This window comes from Umezawaea tangerina, assembly GCF_003002815.1.
In the GTDB taxonomy this organism is placed as follows: Bacteria; Actinomycetota; Actinomycetes; order Mycobacteriales; family Pseudonocardiaceae; genus Umezawaea; species Umezawaea tangerina.
The window spans coordinates 971,792-989,476 of sequence record NZ_PVTF01000001.1 but is presented as its reverse complement, the minus strand read 5'-3'; the positions used below and the strand labels follow the sequence as shown (position 1 = coordinate 989,476).

At 72.4% G+C, this 17,685-nt stretch carries 14 protein-coding genes; 7 read left to right on the top strand and 7 right to left on the bottom strand.

Annotated elements, in window-relative coordinates:
- On the bottom strand, positions 1-1,287 hold the full coding sequence (gene eno / locus CLV43_RS04700) for a phosphopyruvate hydratase (protein ID WP_106185648.1): 1,287 nt from the start codon (positions 1,285-1,287) through the stop codon (positions 1-3).
- A 149-nt stretch (positions 1,288-1,436) separates the two neighbouring features.
- Between eno and CLV43_RS04695 the strand changes: the two genes are divergently transcribed.
- From CLV43_RS04695 to CLV43_RS04680, 4 genes are all read left to right on the top strand, one after another.
- On the top strand, positions 1,437-2,186 hold the full coding sequence (locus CLV43_RS04695) for an alpha/beta fold hydrolase (RefSeq protein WP_106185647.1): 750 nt from the start codon (positions 1,437-1,439) through the stop codon (positions 2,184-2,186).
- A gap of 90 nt (positions 2,187-2,276) precedes the next feature.
- The gene (locus tag CLV43_RS04690) at positions 2,277-2,666 is read left to right on the top strand and encodes a tetratricopeptide repeat protein (protein ID WP_106185646.1); all 390 of its coding nucleotides are present in this window, start codon (positions 2,277-2,279) and stop codon (positions 2,664-2,666) included.
- A 103-nt stretch (positions 2,667-2,769) separates the two neighbouring features.
- Positions 2,770-3,678 (top strand): helix-turn-helix domain-containing protein, encoded by a 909-nt coding sequence (locus tag CLV43_RS04685; protein WP_106185645.1) that lies wholly within the window; start codon positions 2,770-2,772, stop codon positions 3,676-3,678.
- Positions 3,653-3,880 carry a DUF397 domain-containing protein gene (locus CLV43_RS04680; protein ID WP_106185644.1) on the top strand — a complete coding sequence of 76 codons (228 nt, stop codon included), beginning with the start codon at positions 3,653-3,655 and terminating at the stop codon, positions 3,878-3,880. Before CLV43_RS04685 ends, CLV43_RS04680 begins: the two co-directional genes overlap by 26 nt.
- Here CLV43_RS04680 and CLV43_RS04675 read toward each other — a convergent pair.
- Complete coding sequence (locus CLV43_RS04675; protein ID WP_342749747.1) at positions 3,877-4,719, bottom strand: lytic murein transglycosylase; 843 nt, start codon at positions 4,717-4,719, stop codon at positions 3,877-3,879. The genes CLV43_RS04680 and CLV43_RS04675 overlap by 4 nt on opposite strands.
- 208 nt (positions 4,720-4,927) lie before the next feature.
- On the opposite strand from CLV43_RS04675, the gene efeU reads away from it, so the two are divergent.
- Genes efeU through efeB form a run of 3 tightly spaced genes read left to right on the top strand, consistent with a single transcriptional unit; the run spans position 4,928 to position 8,170 of the window.
- Complete coding sequence (gene efeU, locus CLV43_RS04670; protein WP_106185642.1) at positions 4,928-5,752, top strand: iron uptake transporter permease EfeU; 825 nt, start codon at positions 4,928-4,930, stop codon at positions 5,750-5,752.
- A gap of 16 nt (positions 5,753-5,768) precedes the next feature.
- On the top strand, positions 5,769-6,917 hold the full coding sequence (gene efeO / locus CLV43_RS04665) for an iron uptake system protein EfeO (RefSeq protein WP_425445721.1): 1,149 nt from the start codon (positions 5,769-5,771) through the stop codon (positions 6,915-6,917).
- Positions 6,914-8,170, top strand: a complete 1,257-nt coding sequence (efeB, locus tag CLV43_RS04660) for an iron uptake transporter deferrochelatase/peroxidase subunit (protein ID WP_106185641.1) — start codon at positions 6,914-6,916, stop codon at positions 8,168-8,170. Before efeO ends, efeB begins: the two co-directional genes overlap by 4 nt.
- Before the next feature lie 18 nt (positions 8,171-8,188).
- Here efeB and CLV43_RS04655 read toward each other — a convergent pair whose 3' ends face one another.
- The 5 genes from CLV43_RS04655 to mfd form a co-directional block, all read right to left on the bottom strand.
- Positions 8,189-8,839: a hypothetical protein gene (locus CLV43_RS04655; RefSeq protein WP_146174641.1), complete on the bottom strand. Its 651-nt coding sequence runs from the start codon at positions 8,837-8,839 to the stop codon at positions 8,189-8,191.
- Positions 8,840-8,938: 99 nt separating this feature from the next.
- Entirely contained in the window at positions 8,939-12,136 is a 3,198-nt protein-coding gene (locus CLV43_RS04650; RefSeq protein WP_106185639.1) for a S41 family peptidase, read from the bottom strand.
- Positions 12,133-13,110, bottom strand: coding sequence for a nucleoside triphosphate pyrophosphohydrolase (locus CLV43_RS04645; RefSeq protein WP_106185638.1), 978 nt, complete (start codon positions 13,108-13,110; stop codon positions 12,133-12,135). The genes CLV43_RS04650 and CLV43_RS04645 overlap by 4 nt, the downstream gene beginning before the upstream one ends.
- The gene (locus CLV43_RS04640; RefSeq protein ID WP_245886119.1) at positions 13,107-14,069 is read right to left on the bottom strand and encodes a SurA N-terminal domain-containing protein; all 963 of its coding nucleotides are present in this window, start codon (positions 14,067-14,069) and stop codon (positions 13,107-13,109) included. Before CLV43_RS04640 ends, CLV43_RS04645 begins: the two co-directional genes overlap by 4 nt.
- A 12-nt stretch (positions 14,070-14,081) precedes the next feature.
- Positions 14,082-17,669 (bottom strand): transcription-repair coupling factor, encoded by a 3,588-nt coding sequence (gene mfd / locus CLV43_RS04635; RefSeq protein ID WP_170155681.1) that lies wholly within the window; start codon positions 17,667-17,669, stop codon positions 14,082-14,084.
- Positions 17,670-17,685: the final 16 nt, after the last annotated feature.

Sequence of the window (17,685 nt, the reverse complement as noted above, 5' to 3'; positions counted from 1 at the left end):
TCAGGCTTCCGGCGTGTACCGCGGGAAGGCCAGGTCGCCCGCGTAGCGAGCGGCGTCGCCCAGGGTCTCCTCGATGCGCAGGAGCTGGTTGTACTTCGCGGTGCGCTCGCCGCGGGCGGGGGCGCCGGTCTTGATCTGGCCGACACCGGTCGCGACCGCGAGGTCGGCGATGGTGGTGTCCTCGGTCTCGCCGGAGCGGTGGCTCATCATCGACTTGTAGCCGTAGGACTTGGCCAGCTCGACCGCGTCCAGCGTCTCCGACAGCGTGCCGATCTGGTTGACCTTCACCAGCAGCGCGTTGGCCGCGCGGCGGGAGATGCCCTCCTCCAGGCGCTCCGGGTTGGTGACGAACAGGTCGTCACCGACGATCTGGACGCGCTCGCCCAGCTCGGCGGTCATCTGCACCCAGCCGTCCCAGTCGTCCTCCGACAGCGGGTCCTCGATGGAGACCATCGGGTAGGCGTTGACCAGCTCGGTGTAGTAGCCGGTCATCTGCTCCGCGCTGCGCTTGGACTTCTCGAACTTGTACGCGCCGTCGGAGTAGAACTCCGTCGCGGCCACGTCCAGCGCGAGCGCGATGTCGCGGCCGGGCGCGAAGCCCGCCTTCTCGATCGCGACCAGGATCAGGTCGAGCGCGTCGCGGTTGCTGGACAGGTTCGGCGCGAAGCCGCCCTCGTCGCCCAGACCGGTCGCCAGGCCCTTGCCCTTGAGCACGGACTTCAGCGAGTGGTAGACCTCGACGCCCCAGCGCAGGGCCTCGCGGAACGACTCCGCGCCGATCGGCGCGATCATGAACTCCTGGATGTCGACGTCCGTGTCGGCGTGCGAGCCGCCGTTGAGGATGTTCAGCATCGGGACCGGCAGCACGTGCGCGTTCGGGCCGCCGATGTAGCGGAACAGCTCCAGGCCGCTGGAGGTCGCCGCCGCCTTGGCCACGGCGAGCGAGACGCCGAGGATGGCGTTCGCGCCGAGCCGGGACTTGTCCGGCGTGCCGTCCAGGTCGACGAGCTTCTGGTCGACCACGCGCTGCTCGACGGCCTCGATGCCGACCAGCTCCGGGCCGATCTCGTCCAGGACCGCCGTGACCGCGCGCAGGACACCCTTGCCGTTGTACCGCTTGGAGTCGCCGTCGCGCAGCTCGACCGCCTCGTGCTCACCGGTCGACGCCCCGGAGGGGACCGCGGCGCGCTCCAGCGTCCCGTCGTCCAGGGCCACCTCCACCTCGACGGTGGGGTTGCCGCGGGAGTCGAGGATCTCCCGTGCGCCGACCTGCTCGATGACCGCCACTTGCGCTCCCCTGTTCAGCTGCATGTCGTCTCGGGCCCGAGCCTACTTGTGCGGTTCCGGGGCCTGTCGGAGGCACGTGGGTTGACACGGCCGGGCGTCCCGGCGGCCGCCCCCTGGGCACGGTGCCGCCCGGACGGCAGGATCAGGGGGTGACGGTTCATGTGCGGAGAGGTGGGCCCGACGGCCCCGCGCTGGTGCTGCTGCACGGCCTGGGCGCGACCGGTGACGTGTGGCGCGCCGTCGCCGACGCCTGGCCCGGCCGGTGGGTGGTGCCGGACCTGCCGGGGCACGGCCGCTCGGCTCCCCTGCCGGAGTACACCTACGACTCGCTGGCCACCGCGCTCGCGCCCGTCGTGCCGACCGACCGCCCGGTCGTCGTCCTGGGCCACTCGCTCGGCGGCGTGCTGGCCCTGGCCCTGGGCAGCGGGAGCTACGGGCCCTCCGCCGGGGCCGTGTGCGGGCTGGGCGTGAAGGTGCGCTGGACCGGGCAGGAGCTCGCCAAGGCCGCCGAGCTGGCCGACCGACCGGTCAAGGTGTTCGCCACCCGCGACGAGGCCGCCGAGCGCGCCCTCAAGGTCGCCGGGCTCTGGCAGCTCGTCGCCGCGGACTCCCCGCTGGTCGACGACGCCCTCGTCGAGTCCGCCGACGGCTGGCGGCTCGCCCTGGACCCGCGCGCCTACGCCGTCGGCGCCCCCGACATGACCGCGCTGATCACCGCCAGCAAGGCCCGCGTCGTGCTCGCCGCCGGTGCCCGCGACCCCATGTGCCCACCGGAGCACCTGTTCGCCGTGGCCGTCGACTCCGTCGTCCTGCCCGGACTCGGCCACAACGCCCACGTCGAGAAACCCGACGCCCTCGCCCCGCTGCTGGCCCGGCTGCGCGCCTGCCTGGGCGGCTGAGCAGGTCACCGGACGTCCACAAGACACGGTGTCCTGTCATCCGGACGGCAGTCGTGGAAGAAGCGATCGGTGGGTAGCGTTGATCGAACCATGACCGACAGCACCTTCGAGGCGTTCCGCCGAGCCGAGGCGCTGCTGTCCGAACGCCGTCCGCTGGAGGCGTTGCGGGAGCTGCGCACGGTGCTCGACGCCGCGCCGGACGTACCCAGCGTGCAGCTGCTCGCCGGGCGCGCCTACCTGGGCTCCGCGCAGTTGCAGCGCGCCGAGGAGGCGTTCCGGAAAGTGCTGGACATCGACCCGAGCGACCACTACGCCCGCTTCGCACTGGGCAAGACCCTGCAACGCCAGAGCCGCATGCCCGAGGCGCTGGCCCAGCTCCGGATGGCCGTCGCGATGAACCCGTCGCCGGAGTACCAGGAGGCCATGGGCGAGGTCGCGGCCCGCATCGCCGTGGACCGGGACCGCAAGCGCGACAACTAGCGTTCTTGACCGTCGGCCACAAGCTCGGCCGAGGTGATCCCTTGGGGTGGAAAACCGCTCTGACCAGTGTTTTCCCCTCCAAGGGCCGCTAGCTTCGACCGTCATGGAAGACCTGGGCGAAGACCACCTGGCGCGGATCACGACCGCGCGGACCAGGGAGCTGGGGCACGAGCTGCACCTGGCCCGCAAGCGCGCGAACCTCAAGGCGACGACGGTCGCCGAGGAGCTGGGGTGGTCGCCGGGCAAGCTCAGCAAGCTGGAACGCGGCTGGCGCCAGACCAGCGACTGGGACTACGGAACCCTGCTGGGCAAACTCGGCGCCGACCCGCAGACCAGGGCCCGCATCCACCGAATTGCTTCCGAGCCGGACATCGGCCACTTCATCCGGACCTTCGACGGACGCCTTCCGGACAGCCTGCTGTGCCTGAGCATCCACGAGCGGTCGGCGCTGACCCTGTGCTCCTACGAGCCGATCCTCATCCACGGGCTGCTCCAGACCGAGGCTTACGCCAGGGCGGTCATCAACCCCGACGGCACCTATCCAGCCGATGAGCACGACCTCATGGTGACAGCGCGGATGCAGCGCCAAGAGGTGTTGGGCGCACCTGGCTCACCGGAGGCGGTCTTCTACATCCACGAAGCGGCCTTGGGCAACAAGATCGGCAGCAACCAGGTCATGCACGACCAGATGATGCGGCTGGCGTTCATGTGCGAGTGGGCAAGGCTGAGCCCGAGGGTGATTCCGCGGTCGGGCCGGGGTAGCGCGCACCTGGCGACCGGGTTCTGCCTGATGACCTTCGCGAAACCGGTCAGACCGGTCGCCCACAGCGACATGGACTTCGCAACCATCTTCACCGAGGAGGAGAAGTCGATCGAGCTGTACCAGCGCAAACGGATGGCCCTCGCGAGCCTCGCGCTGAATGCGGAACAATCGCGGTTGATGTTCGCTCGCTGGGCGGATGTCTACGACCGTCGAGAGGACCGCGATGACCGAGGCCCTGACCTGGCGTAAGAGCACCTACAGCGGCCAGGGTGCGACCAGTTGTGTCGAGATCGCTTGGCGCAAGAGCAGCTACAGCGGCGAAGGGGAGAGTGACTGCGTCGAGGTTGCCTTCCCCACCCAGGGTGTGGCTGTGCGGGACTCCAAGAACATCACCGGACCGGAGCTTGCTTTCCCGGTGGTCCAGTGGCAGGCGTTCCTGGCGCGGCTCTAGATCGTCACGCTCGCCCGCGCGTAGGCGTCGGCGCCGCTGAACACGTTCTGCCCGTACTCGACGGAGTTGTTGTACTCGTACACCGCGGCCCACCACCCTTCGCTGCTGCCCATGTCCCGCGACCCCGAGCACAGGTAGCGGGCGGTCGCGAGCGCGGCGTCGTCGATGTTCTGGGGGTCCGGCGGCCTGCCGTCGCCGTTGGCGCGCATGGCGTACTTGACCCACGTGGTGGGGATGAACTGCATGGGGCCGACGGCGCGGTCCCAGGTGGGGTCGCCGTCGAGGGTGCCGCCGTCGGTGTCGTTGATGGCGCGGACACCGGGCCTGCCGTCGAGGGGGATGCCGATGATGGGGACCGACGGCATGCCGTCGTCGCCGAGCTTGGCGCCGTTGATGAAACCGTGGTGGGACTCGATGCGGCCGACGCCCGCGAGGGTCGCCCAGGAGATCCGGCACGACGGCGCCTGAGCGCGCATGACCAGGTCGGCGAGGGCGTAGGCGCGCAACGCGCGGCGGGGGATGTCGGTCTTCTCGGAGACCTTGCGGGTCCACTCGTCCATCGGGTCGGGGCCGGAGGCCTCCTGGCCTGAAGGGCTGGCCTGGGGCACCTGTCCGGCGACGTCGGGGACCTGGCTGCCCGGTTGGACCGACTGGAACGGGACGGGGAACTCGGCACGGGGCTGGACGACGGGTTTGCGGTCGAGGGCGGCCAGGCCCCAGGCTCCCGCGGCGACGAAAACGATCAGGAGCAGGGCGAGCGCCAGCCGTCCGAGGAGGTTGCCCACGTGGCCGCGCGGGCGCGGCCGGGTGTCGGGCTTGGACGGCGGAGTCACAACCACACGACCCAGGCTACGTGTCCCCGGCGGCCGAAACCCGGATGTGAGAAGTGTCGAATCGGGGCAACCTCGACGCGTCTGACCGTTTTGCCCGGTTGGCCATCGCGGATTGTGATGCAACCTTGCCTGCTTCTACCTAGACGTAGAGGCCAGCCTTACCTACATTCGGACAGCCTAAGTTTACTTCTGAACGCTGTCGGGAGGTGGATGCGTGCTGGTCAACAACGGCCTGATCGGACTGCGCGAAGGTCTGGAGGCCGCCCTGGTCGTCAGCATCCTGGTCGCGTTCCTGGTGAGGACGGACCGGCGGTCCTCCCTCCCGTTCGTCTGGCTCGGGGTCGGCGTGGCCGTCCTGCTGTCGGTCGGGTTCGGCGCGCTGATCACGTTCACCACCTCGACGATGAGCTTCCAGCAGCAGGAGGCGTTCGGCGGCGGGATGTCGATCCTGGCCGTGGTGTTCGTGACCGGGATGATCTTCTGGATGCGCAAGGCGGCCCGCACGATCGCCGCGGAGCTGCGCGGGAAGATGGCCAAGGCGCTGGAGATCGGCCCGTGGGCCGTCGCCGTGGTCGCGTTCATCTCGGTCGGCCGCGAAGGCCTGGAGACCGCCGTGTTCTTCTACTCCAGCGTGCAGAGCGCGGGGGTCGGCACCACCGAGCCGCTGATCGGGTTCCTGGTCGGGATCGCGGTCGCCATCGCGCTGGCCTGGCTGCTCTACGCGGGCGCGATCCGGTTCGACCTCGGCAAGTTCTTCACCTGGACCGGCGCCCTGCTGGTGTTCGTCGCCGCGGGCGTCCTGGCCTACGGGCTGCACGACCTCCAGGAGGCCGCCATCCTGCCGGGCCTCGACACCCTGGCGTTCGACCTGAGCGAGACCGTTCCCGAGGCGTCCTGGTACGGGGCACTGCTCAAGGGGATCTTCAACTACTCCCAGCGGACGACCGTGCTCCAGGCCACCGCCTGGGTCGCCTACGTCGCCGTCGTCCTGCCCCTGTTCCTGGTCCGCCCGCGCGACCGCGCGCTCACCGCACGCTGACGTACAGGAGAAACCCGTGCTCACAACCCCTTCGCGCGCCACCCCGCTGCGCGCGGCCCTGGTCGCCGCCGCCTCGCTGTCGGTGCTCGCGGCCTGCGGTGGCGGGTCCACGCCCGCCACCGGTGCCGACGGCCCGATCGCCGTCGAGGCCGGTGACACCGCCTGCAAGGTGGCGCGCACGAGCTCGAACACCGGCAACGTGACGTTCGAGGTCACCAACAAGGGCACCAAGGTCACCGAGTTCTACCTCTACGCCGAGGGCGACCGGATCCTGGGCGAGGTGGAGAACATCGGCCCCGGCCTGACCCGGCGGCTGATCGTGGAGGTCACCGACGCGGGCAAGCTCCAGACCGCGTGCAAGCCAGGCATGGTCGGCGACGGCATCCGCGCCGACTTCACCGTCACCGGCGAGGGCCGCAAGTCCGTCGACACCGACCAGAAGCTGGCCGACGCGACCAAGGAGTACCAGCGGTACGTCAACTCCCAGGCCGACAGCCTGCTCGCGAAGACGACCGAGTTCGTCGACGCGGTCAAGGCGGACAAGGTCGAGGACGCGAAGGCCCTGTTCCCGGTCGCCCGGCTGTACTGGGAGCGCATCGAGCCCGTCGCGGAGAGCTTCGGCGACCTCGACCCGAAGATCGACGGGCGCGAGGAGGTCATCGAGGAGGGCACCGAGTTCACCGGGTTCCACCGGTTGGAGAAGGACCTGTGGACGACCGGCCTGGTCGCCGACTCGCCCGCCATCGCCGACGGTCTGCTGACGAACGTGAAGGAGATCGTCGACAAGGCGAAGACGGTCGAGCTGACCCCGCTCCAGCTGGCCAACGGCGCCAAGGAGCTGCTCGACGAGGTCGCCACCGGCAAGATCACCGGCGAGGAGGACCGCTACTCGCACACCGACCTGTGGGACTTCCGCGCCAACGTCGACGGCTCGCAGGCCGCCGTGGCCGCGCTGCGCCCGGTGATCCAGGAGAAGGACGCCGCGCTGCTGAGCACGCTGGACGAGAAGTTCAAGGCGCTGGACGACCTGCTGGAGAAGCAGCGCAAGGGCGACGGCTTCAAGCTCTACACCGAGCTGACCGAGCCCGAGGTCAAGGACCTGGCCGCCGCGGTCGACGCGCTGGGCGAGCCGATCAGCAAGGTCGCCGAGGCCGTGGCCAAGTGAGCGCGGGACTTCCCCGGCGGAGGCTGCTCGGCCTCGCCGGTGCCGGTGTGGCACTGGCGGGGGCGGGCGCCGCCGTGGGCGTCGTCGCGGGCGGCAACGACCGCCCGGCCGTGGAGAACACCTCCGGGCTCGCCTCCGCCGTGCCGTTCCACGGCGAGCACCAGGCCGGGATCACCACCGCCGCGCAGGACCGGATGCACTTCGTGGCCTTCGACGTGAAGACCACCAAGCGCGACGAGCTGGTGGCGCTGCTCAAGGAGTGGACCGAGGCCGCCGCCCGGATGACCGCGGGCCAGGAGGCCGCCGACGGCGGCGCGGTCGGCGGTTCGGCGGAGGCGCCGCCCAAGGACACCGGCGAGGCGCTGGACCTCCCGGCCTCGGCGCTGACGATCACCATCGGGTTCGGGCCGTCGCTGTTCGACGGCCGGTTCGGGCTGGCCGACCGGCGGCCCGAGGCGCTGATCGACCTGCCGCACTTCCCCGCCGACGACCTCGACCCCGCCCGCAGCGGCGGCGACCTGTGCGTGCAGGCGTGCGCGAACGACCCGCAGGTCGCCGTGCACGCCATCCGCAACCTCGCCCGCATCGGCTTCGGCCGGGTGTCCGTGCGCTGGTCGCAGCTAGGGTTCGGGCGCACCTCGTCGACCACGCGGGCCCAGGCCACGCCGCGCAACCTGTTCGGCTTCAAGGACGGCACCCGCAACGTCAAGGCCGAGGAGCCCGACGCGCTGCGCGACCAGGTCTGGGTGTCGCGGGAGGACGGCCCGGACTGGCTGGTCGGCGGCACCTACCTGGTGGCGCGGCGGATCCGGATGCACATCGAGATCTGGGACCGGACCTCCCTGCGCGAGCAGGAGGAGATCATCGGCCGCAAGAAGGGCACCGGTGCCCCGTTGGGGCAGGTCGAGGAGTTCGACGAGCCCGACCTGCACGTCAAGGGCACCGGCGGCCAACCGGTGATCGGCGTGGACGCGCACATCCGGCTCGCCTCCCACGAGTCGTTGTCCGGGGCGAGGATCCTGCGCCGCGGCTACAACTTCACCGACGGCTCCGACGGGCTCGGGCACCTCGACGCCGGGCTGTTCTTCGTCGGGTTCAACCGGGACTCGCGCAAGCAGTTCGTGCCCATGCAGACCGCGCTGTCCACGCACGACAAGATGATGGAGTACGTCGAGCACACCGGGTCCGGGCACTTCGCCGTCCCGCCGGGCGTCCGCGAGGGCGGGTTCTGGGGCGACACCCTGTTCCGCTGACCAGCCCTGTCCCGCCGGTCAGCCGTCCGCGGGCTCGACGGGCGCGGGCGGCGGCGTCGGGTCGTCGGTCGGCACGGGCTCGATGGTCGTCGGGTCGACCGGCACCGGCTGGACGGTGTCGCCGGTGCCCGGCTGCCCGGTCGGCGGCTTCGTCGGATGCCCTGTCGGGTGCCCCGTCGGCTCGCGGGTCGGCTCCTGGGTCGGCTCCTGGGTGGGGGTCGCCGTGGGCTCCTGGGGCTTCGTGGTCGGGGTGGCGCTCGGCAGCAGCGTCACGCTCCAGCCCGGCTTCGTCCGGTGCGACCGCGGCTCCCGGCGGTCCCGCCGTTCCACCGTGGACGGCTGCACCGACGGCGGGGCCTCCGGCAGCGCCTGGACGGCCTGGGCGGGCACGCGGCGGACGTTGGCGGGGACGTCCGGGAGGCGCACGACGTCCTCGTCGGCGACCGGCGGCACCGACGACGGCGTCACCGCCACCTCGGGGTGGCGGGCGCTCACCGGGGTCGGCCGCGAGGTGCCCTGGAGGGGCTGCCCGACCGCCTGGTCACCGGGCTGCTCGCCGCGCAGGACGAGCAGCGCCAGCACCCCCGCCAACCCGACCGCCGCGAGCGGCAGCGCGACCGCCAGACCGAAGCACCCTCGACCGCTGCGCGGCAATTCCCGATGACCCACTGCTACCCCTGACCACGACCGGAAAACGACCCTGCCCATTGGTCGCCTCCCGGTGGTCGAGCGCACGGGGACGCGCCCGCACGGTCGGGTGGTACCCGATCAGGGGAGCGGCGGCAGCTCCGGCGGCGTGGCCGCCGGAGCTGCCTCCAGCGCCTCAAGGGCCAGCCCCACCGCCGTGTCCAGCTGCGGGTCGCGGCCCGCCACCCGGTCCTGCGGGGTCATGACCACCTCGACGTCCGGGTCCACGCCGTGGTTCTCCACGCCCCAGCCCGGCCCGGCGAACCAGGACGCGTAGCGGGGCTGGGTGACGAGGGTGCCGTCGATGAGGGAGTACTGCATGTCGATGCCGATCACGCCGCCCCAGGTGCGGGTGCCCACGACCGGGCCGATGCCGAGCTCCTTGATGGCGACGTTGACGATGTCGCCGTCGGAGCCCGCGAACTCGTCGGTGACGGCGACGACCGGGCCGCGCGGCGCCTCGGACGGGTAGCTGTCGGCGGTGGTGTAGCCGCGGGCGACGAACCAGCCGATGACCTTGCGGCCCAGCTTCTCCACGACCAGCTCGGACGTGTGGCCGCCGCCGTTCTCGCGGACGTCGAGCACGACGCCCTCGCGGTGCAGCTCGACCCGCAGGTCGCGGTGCAGCTGGGCCCAGCCGCCGCCCATCATGTCGGGGACGTGCAGGTAGCCGACGCGGCCGCCGGACAGCTCGTGCACGTGGGCGCGGCGGTCGGCGACCCAGGCGTGGTAGCGCAGCGCGGAGTCGTCGTCCAGCGGCACGACCACGACCCGGCGGGGCTCGCCGCCGCCACCGGGGCGGACGGTCAGCTCGACCGGTTTGCCCGCCGTGCCGACCAGCAGCGGCGCGGGGCCGCGCAGCGGGTCGACCTGGCGGCCGTCGACGCCGACCAGGGCGTCACCGGGCCGGATGGCGACGCCGGGCGCGGCCAGCGGCGAGCGGGCGGCGGGGTCGGAGGTCTCGCCGGGAATGATCCGGACGACCCGCCACGCGCCGCTGTCGTCGCGTTCCAGGTCGGCGCCGAGCAGGCCCTGCGACCGGCCGCCGCCGCCCCCGCCGGACGGGAACACGTAGGCGTGCGAGGTGCCCATCTCGCCCTGGACCTCCCACAGCAGGTCCACCAGGTCCGAGTGGCTGCCCAGCCGGTCGACCAGCGGGCGGTAGCGGTCGAGCACGCCCTGCCAGTCGACGCCGCCCATGTCGGTGCGCCAGAAGTTGTCGCGCATGAGCCGACCGGCCTCGGCGTAGGACTGGCGCCACTCGGCGGCGCGGTCCACGACCACCCGGACGCGGGACAGGTCGATGTCGACGGAGTCGGTCGAGTCGTCGTCGGGGTCGACCTTGCGGTCGGTCGGCACGAGCCTCAGCGACGGCCCGTCGGTGATCACCATCCGCTGGCCGTCGCCGGTCACCGCGTAGGCGTCCACGCCCTCCGCGAGGACCTCGGCCTTGAGCTTGGTCAGGTCGAACCGCTCCAGCACCGAGCGCGGCGGCCGGGCGTCGGGGCCTGCCAGGTTGTCGCCGAGCACGCCGACGAGCGGGCTGCGCAGCCACAGCAGGTTCCCCTTGGCCGCGGTGAGGCCCGCGTACCGGGCGGCGGCGACCGGGATCGTGACGACCCGGTCCGCCAGGCCCTCCAGGTCCACGACGGTGATCGGGTTCTCGTCGTCGGAGTCCTTCGACTTGTCCGCCGCGTCGTCGTCGCCGATCGGGCGGCCCAGCCGGTAGGGGTCGAACGGCGACGGCGTGGTCGCGGCCAGCGGCAGCAGGTACGGGCGGCAGCCGGTCGGGAACGACATGTCGAACACGTGCGCGTCGTACACCGGGTCGAAGCTGCGCACCGACAGGAACGCCAGGTAGCGGCCGTCCTCGGTGAACGCGGGCGAGAAGTCGGTGAACCGCAGCGGCGTCACGTCCACAGTGGACAGGTCCGTGGTGTTGGCCATCCTGATGTTCTGCAACGGCCGCGGGCCGGGGTGCGCCCACGCGACCCAGTTCGAGTCCGGCGAGAACGCCAGGTCGCTGACCAGCGGGTTCGCCCCGTTCACGACCTCGCGGACCTCACCGGACTCGACGTCGACCAGCAGCAGCCTGCCGTCGTGGGAGGCGACCGCGACGCGGCGGCCGTCCGGCGAGACCAGCAGCTCGTGCACGCGGCCGAGCAGGCCGTGGGCGACGCGGCGGGGCGCGTTGCCCGGTTCGACGCCGCCGACCGGCGCGAACTCCAGGCAGTCCTCGCCCTCGGCGTCGGTCACCCACACGACCTGGCCGCTCTCGCCGACCACCCGCGGCAGCCGGGCGCGCACACCGGGCTCCTCGGCCAGGGCGCGGACGGGGCCGTCCTTGTGGGTGACCCAGTGGACGGTGCCGCGGACCTCGACGACGCTGGCGCGGCCCGTCTGGTCGGGGCACACGTCCTCGACGTTGCGGGCGGCCGACACGTGCTTGGGGCGGCGGGCGTTGCGCGGCCCGCCGAGGCGGATCTCCAGCCGCCGCGGCTCGGCCTCCAGGCCGTCGAGCAGCCACAGCTCGCCCGCGTGCTGGTAGACGACGCGGGTGCCGTCGGTGCTCGCGGCGCGCGCGTAGAACTCCTGCTCGGTGTGGCGGCGCAGGTCCGTGCCGTCCGGGAGGGCGGAGTAGACGCTGCCGACGCCGTCGTGGTCGGACAGGAACGCGAGCCTGCCGCCGACCCACATCGGCGACGTCAGGGAGGACGTCAGCTCGGGCAGGATCCGGTGGAACTCGCCGTCCCCGTCCAGGTCAAGCCACAGCTTCGCCGCCGCCCCGCCGCGGTAGCGCTTCCACCAGGCCGGGTCGCGGCCGTAGGAGCTGGTGACCGCGACGGCCCCGTCGGGCCCGTGCGCGACGTCGCCGACCCAGCCGAACGGCAGCCGCCGGGCCGGGCCGCCGTCCAGCGGCACGGCGTGCGCCCAGGTGCGGTCCGAGGTGGCCTCGCGGGCGGCCGTCACGGCCACCACGTCCCCGTCCGGCGTCCAGTCGCGGACGCGGGTCGTGCCGTGGCCCCAGTAGGTGAGCCGTTCGGACGGGCCGCCGTCGACCGGGGCGGCGTGCACCTCCGGTGCCCCGTCGCGGGTGCTCGCCCAGGCCAGCGTGGTGCCGTCCGGGGAGAAGCGCGGTCCGCCGACCGGGACCTGGTCGGCGGACACCCGCCACGCGCGGCCGCCGTCGAGCGGGGCCAGCCACACGTCGTCCTCGGCCACGAACGTCACGAGGTCGCCGTGCGGGTGCGGGAAGCGGAGGTACGCGGGTTCGATCACACCTCGACGTTAGCGGGCCAGAACCGGCGCCAGTCGTCGGACGTCAGAGTGGTGATTCCTTCGAGACGTGCCGCCGTCTCGGCCGCCCGGACGTGCGCCGCGAACGTGCGGGCCACCGCCCGCAGCCCGGTCTCCGGGTCCTCGCCCGCGAGCTTCGCCGAGGCCGCCACCGCGAACAGCGCGGTGCCCGAGTCGCCGCCGCCCGCCTGCGCGGTGCCCGCACCGGAGGCGGCGTCCCAGCCGGGGAGCAGGTCCGCCGGGAGGCCCGCGCGCTTGGTGCGCTGCACCAGCTTCGCCGCGAGCGCCACCGCGGGCTGGCCGAGCGCGACACCGTCCACACTGGACTCGCGCTGCTTCTCGGCCTGCTTCAGCTCCTCCCACCGCAGCTGCTGCGTCGAGGAGTCCTTCACCTTCGCGTCGCCGCCCGCGAACACGTGGGGGTGCCTGCCGACGAGCTTCGCCACCAGTTCGGCGGCCACGTCGTCCACGGTGAACGCGTCCGAGTCGTGCTCGGCGGCCACGCGGGCGTGGAACAGGACCTGGAGGAGCACGTCGCCGAGCTCCTCGCGCATGGCCGCGCGGTCGCCGTCCTCGATGGCCTCCAGCAGCTCGAAGGTCTCCTCGACCAGGTACTGCCGCAGGGTGTCGTGGTCCTGCTCGGCGTCCCACGGGCAGCCGCCGGGCGAGCGCAGCCGGTCCATCACCGCGACCGCGTCCAGCAGTCCGGCGCCCACCGGCAGCCCGACGACGGGCGCGCCCTCGGCGACCAGCGCCGCGGCCGCCGGGTCGTGCGCCGACGCCGCGACGAGCACGACGGACTCGGAGCGGGCCAGCTTCACCAGCAGCTCGGGCGCGGGGGCCTGCTCGTCCACGCCGAACACGTGCGCCGCGCCGCGCAGGTGCGGCAGCGCGGCGACCGGCAGGACGTCGGCGGCCCCGCGCAGGACGACCGCGCAGCCGTCGACGAGGGTCACGGCTTGGGCTGCTGGACGGCGACCTGGAAGCCCGCCTTCTCGCCTTCGCTCGGCGCGAGGCCCATCGCGGAGGTGTCCCACACGCCGTAGCGCGGGTTGACCTTGATCTTCAGCTCGTCGGACAGCGGCTGGAGCATCCGCAGGCCGATGCCCGCGAGCACGTCCGGGGTCAGCTCCTGCGAGCCGCCGTCGGCGGACGGCTTCGCCGTGGTGGAGCGCTCCTTGATGTGCGCGACGATCCAGTTGCCCTGCTCCGGCGACGGCGGGAACGCGATCACCGTGTTCGCCGGCACGCCGAACAGCAGCGTGGTGGCCAGCTGCGGCGACTCGGCGGAGGACACCTTGGCGTTCGTCTCGCCCGCCTGGGAGTCCTTCTGCTTGGCCTCGCGGACGAACTGCTCCATCTTCGCCGGGTCGCGGGCGATCTGCTTCGCCTTGTCGATCGCGTCCTGGGTGTTGTTCGCGTAGAAGTAGTCGAACGTCACCGACAGCTTGTCCGCGTACTTGCGGCCGATCTCGACCTGGAGGAGCTGGTCGCGGGCGCGCTCGTTGCGGAAGGTGTCCGCGTCGAAGAACGTGCCCTCGCTGAGCTGCTGGGCGCCGCCCGCCTGCTCCAGGAGCTGGCTCAGCGTGTCCTCGGAGACGCTGACGTCCTCGCGCTCGGCGGCGCGCAGGGTCAGCTCGTGCTGGATCTTGAACGTGAGGATGTCGCGCGCGGTCTTGTCCAGCTTCGCCTGCGGCGCGGCACCGCCCTCGCCCTGCACCTGCCCGCCCTCGGGCTGGCGGTCCAGGTAGCCGGCGAGCCGGTCCTGGACGAGGTTCAGCGGGATCACGGTGTCGCCCACGATCGCGGCCGCCCCCGCCTGCGACGGGCCGGAACCGCAGCCCGCGAGGAGCAGGGCGGCGGCAACGCCGAGCAGGGTGAATCGACGGTACCGGGGCCTCAGCACAGTGCTCACGAGGCTACCTTCTCACGCGCCAGTGGCCGCCCTCACAGCGCTACCCGACAACGACCGGAGGAAGTGCCCGCACCAGTCGAGAAGCTCCTGGTCGCGCAGCTGCGGGGCCCCCATCCGGCCGCCCGCGGCGCCTTCGGTGGGCCGCGGCACGGACACCGTGCGCGCGACCTCCTTGTAGACCGCCTTCGGGTGCAGCCTGCGCAGCCGGACGAGCTGGGAGTCCATCAGCTCCAGCGGCGCGAACCGGATCGTGCTGCCCTGCGCGGACACCTCGGTCACGCCGTGCTCCCGGCACAGCTGCCGGAGCACGGCCACCGCGAGCAGCCGCTCGACCGGCAGCGGCGGCGCGCCGTAGCGGTCCTTGAGCTCGTCGAGCACGGCGGTGAGCGCGTCGGCGTCGCCCGCCGCGGCGATCTTGCGGTAGGCCTCCAGGCGCAGCCGCTCCCCCGGCACGTAGTCGTGCGGGATGTGCGCGTCGACCGGCAGGTCGATCCGGACGTCGGCCAGCTCCTCGTCCAGCTCGGACTCTGCGCCCGCGTGCTTGCGGAACGCCTCCACGGCCTCGCCGACCAGCCGGATGTACAGGTCGAAGCCGACTCCGGCGATGTGGCCGGACTGCTCCGCGCCGAGGATGTTGCCCGCGCCGCGGATCTCCAGGTCCTTCATCGCGACCGCCATGCCCGCGCCCAGCTCGGTGTTCTGCGCGATCGTGGCGAGCCGGTCGTGCGCGGTCTCGGTGAGCGGCGACTCCGGCGGGTACAGGAAGTAGGCGTACCCGCGGTCGCGCCCGCGGCCGACGCGGCCGCGCAGCTGGTGCAGCTGGGAGAGGCCGAGCATGTCGCCGCGCTCGACGATCAGCGTGTTGGCGTTGGAGATGTCCAGGCCGGTCTCGACGATCGTCGTGCAGACCAGGACGTCGTACTCGTTCTCCCAGAAGCCCTCGATGATCTTCTCGAGCTTGTCCTCGTTCATCTGGCCGTGCGCCGTCACGACCCGCGCCTCCGGCACCAGCTCGCGGATCTTGCGCGCGGCCCGTTCGATGGAGGAGACCCGGTTGTGCACGTAGAACACCTGGCCGTCGCGCAGCAGCTCGCGCCGGATCGCCGCGCCGACCTGCTTGTCGTCGTAGCCGCCGACGTAGGTGAGGATCGGGTGGCGCTCCTCGGGCGGGGTCAGGATCGTGGACATCTCGCGGATGCCCGCGAGGCTCATCTCCAGCGTGCGCGGGATGGGCGTGGCGGACATGGTCAGCACGTCGACGTGCGTGCGGAGCGCCTTGATGTGCTCCTTGTGCTCGACGCCGAAGCGCTGCTCCTCGTCCACGATCACCAGGCCGAGGTCCTTGTACCGCAAGCCCTTCTGCAGCAGCCGGTGCGTGCCGATGACGACGTCGACCGAGCCGTCCTCCAGGCCCGCGACGGTCTGCTCGGCCTCCAGGGCGTCGGTGAACCGGGAGAGCCCCTTCACCGTCACGGGGAACGCGCGCATGCGCTCGGCGAAGGTGTTGAGGTGCTGCTGGGCCAGCAGGGTCGTGGGCACCAGCACCACGACCTGCTTGCCGTCCTGCACCGCCTTGAACGCCGCGCGCACCGCGATCTCGGTCTTGCCGTAGCCGACGTCGCCGCAGATCACCCGGTCCATCGGGACCGAGCGCTCCATGTCGGCCTTGACCTCGTCGATCGCCGCCATCTGGTCGACGGTCTCGGTGAACGGGAACGCGTCCTCCAGCTCGCGCTGCCACGGGGTGTCCGGGGCGAACGCGTGGCCGGGCGCGGACTGGCGGGCCGCGTAGAGCTGCACCAGCTCGGCCGCGATCTGCTTGACCGCCTTGCGCGCCTTGGTCTTCGTGTTCTTCCAGTCCGACCCGCCGAGCTTGTTCAGCGTCGGCAGCTCGCCGCCGACGTAGCGGGAGATGTCGTCGAGCTGGTCGGTGGGCACGAACAGCCGGTCGCCCGGCTGGCCCCGTTTGCTGGAGCCGTACTCCAGGACCAGGTACTCGCGGGTCGCGCCCGCCACGGTGCGCTGCACCATCTCCACGTACTTGCCGATGCCGTGCTGCTCGTGCACGACGTAGTCGCCCGCCCGCAGCGCCAGCGGGTCGACGCTGTTGCGCCGCTTCGACGGCATCCGGCGCATGTCCTTCGTGGACGTCCCGCCGCGGCCGCCGGTGAGGTCGGTCTCGGTGAGCACCACGAGCGCCAGCTCGGGGAGGGAGAACCCGCTTTCGAGCGTGCCGCGCACGACCGTGACGACACCGGCCTTCGGCGGGCCGACGAGCCCGTCCTCGGCCAGCGCGGACGCCACGTCGGCCTCGCGGAGCTGCTCGGCGGCGCGCTGCGCGGTGCCGGAGCCGGGCACGACGAGCACCGCCGTGCCGCCGGTCGCGACGTGCGCGCGCAGGTCGCCGAAGGCCCGTTCGACGTCGCCCTGGTAGGCCTCGACGTGCTTGAGGTCCAGGCGCAGCACGTCCTCGCCCTCGGTGGTGAGCTGGCTCAGCGTCCACCACGGGCGTCCCTTGGCGCGCGCGGCGTCGGCCGCCTCGGCCAGGCTCCGGTAGGCCGAGGCCCCGAGGTCGATCGGCGCCTTGCCGCCGCCCGCGGCGGCCATCCAGGACGCCTCCAGGAACTCCTGGCCGGTGCGCACCAGGTCCTGGGCGCGGGCGCGGATCTTCTCCGGATCGGCCAGCAGCACCTGGGTGCCGTCCGGGACGATGTCGGTGAGCATCTGCAGCTCGCCCTCGCACAGCGCCGGGATCAGCGCCTCCATGCCCTCCGACGGGATGCCGTCGACGATCTTGTCGAGCATCTCCACCAGGTGCGCGTCGCCCTGGTGCTCCTCCGCCAGCGCGGCCGCGCGGGCCTTCACGCCGTCGGTCAGCAGCATCTCGCGGCACGGCGGCGCGGTGAACTCCCGCACCTCGGTCGGCAGCGACCGCTGGTCGGCCACCGAGAACGGCCGGATCTCGCTGACCTCGTCGCCCCAGAACTCCACCCGCAGCGGGTGCTCGGCGGTCGGCGGGAACACGTCGAGGATGCCACCGCGCACCGCGAACTCGCCGCGCTTCTCGACCATGTCGACCCGCGCGTAGGCCACGTCCACCAGCCGCCCGACGAGCTCGGCGAAGTCCAGCTCGACGCCCACCTCCAGGTGCACCGGCTTCAGCTCGCCCAGCCCCGGCGCCATCGGCTGGATCAGCGACCGCACGGTCGTCACCACGACCTTCAGCGCCCCGGCCGGGTGCTCCTCGGGGTGCGCCAGCCTGCGCAGGATCTGCAACCGCGCGCCCACGGTGTCCGCGCGCGGCGACAGCCGTTCGTGCGGCAGCGTCTCCCACGACGGGAAGTGCACGACCGCGTCCGGCCCGATCAGGTCGCGCAGCTCCGCCGTCAGGTCGTCGGCCTCGCGCCCGGTCGCGGTCACCACCAGCACCGTGCGGTCGGCGCCCTGGTCGGAGGCGAGCGCCGCGGTGACCAGCGGCCTGGCGGCGGGCGGGCCTTCGAGCTCGAGCGACGGGTCGCCCGCGGCGTCGACCAGCGCGCGCAGCGCCTTGTCGGACAGGACGGTGGTCAGCAGGCCGGACAACGGGCCGAGCTGGGGCATTTCGGAGCTCCTGTGC

Bases quoted from the DNA above. Each gene is read 5' to 3' on its own strand.
- CLV43_RS04690 (WP_106185646.1), top strand. From the start codon at position 2,277: ATGACCGACAGCACCTTCGAGGCGTTCCGCCGAGCCGAGGCGCTGCTG.
- CLV43_RS04685 (WP_106185645.1), top strand. From the start codon at position 2,770: ATGGAAGACCTGGGCGAAGACCACCTGGCGCGGATCACGACCGCGCGG.
- CLV43_RS04680 (WP_106185644.1), top strand. From the start codon at position 3,653: ATGACCGAGGCCCTGACCTGGCGTAAGAGCACCTACAGCGGCCAGGGT.
- mfd (WP_170155681.1), bottom strand. From the start codon at position 17,669: ATGCCCCAGCTCGGCCCGTTGTCCGGCCTGCTGACCACCGTCCTGTCC.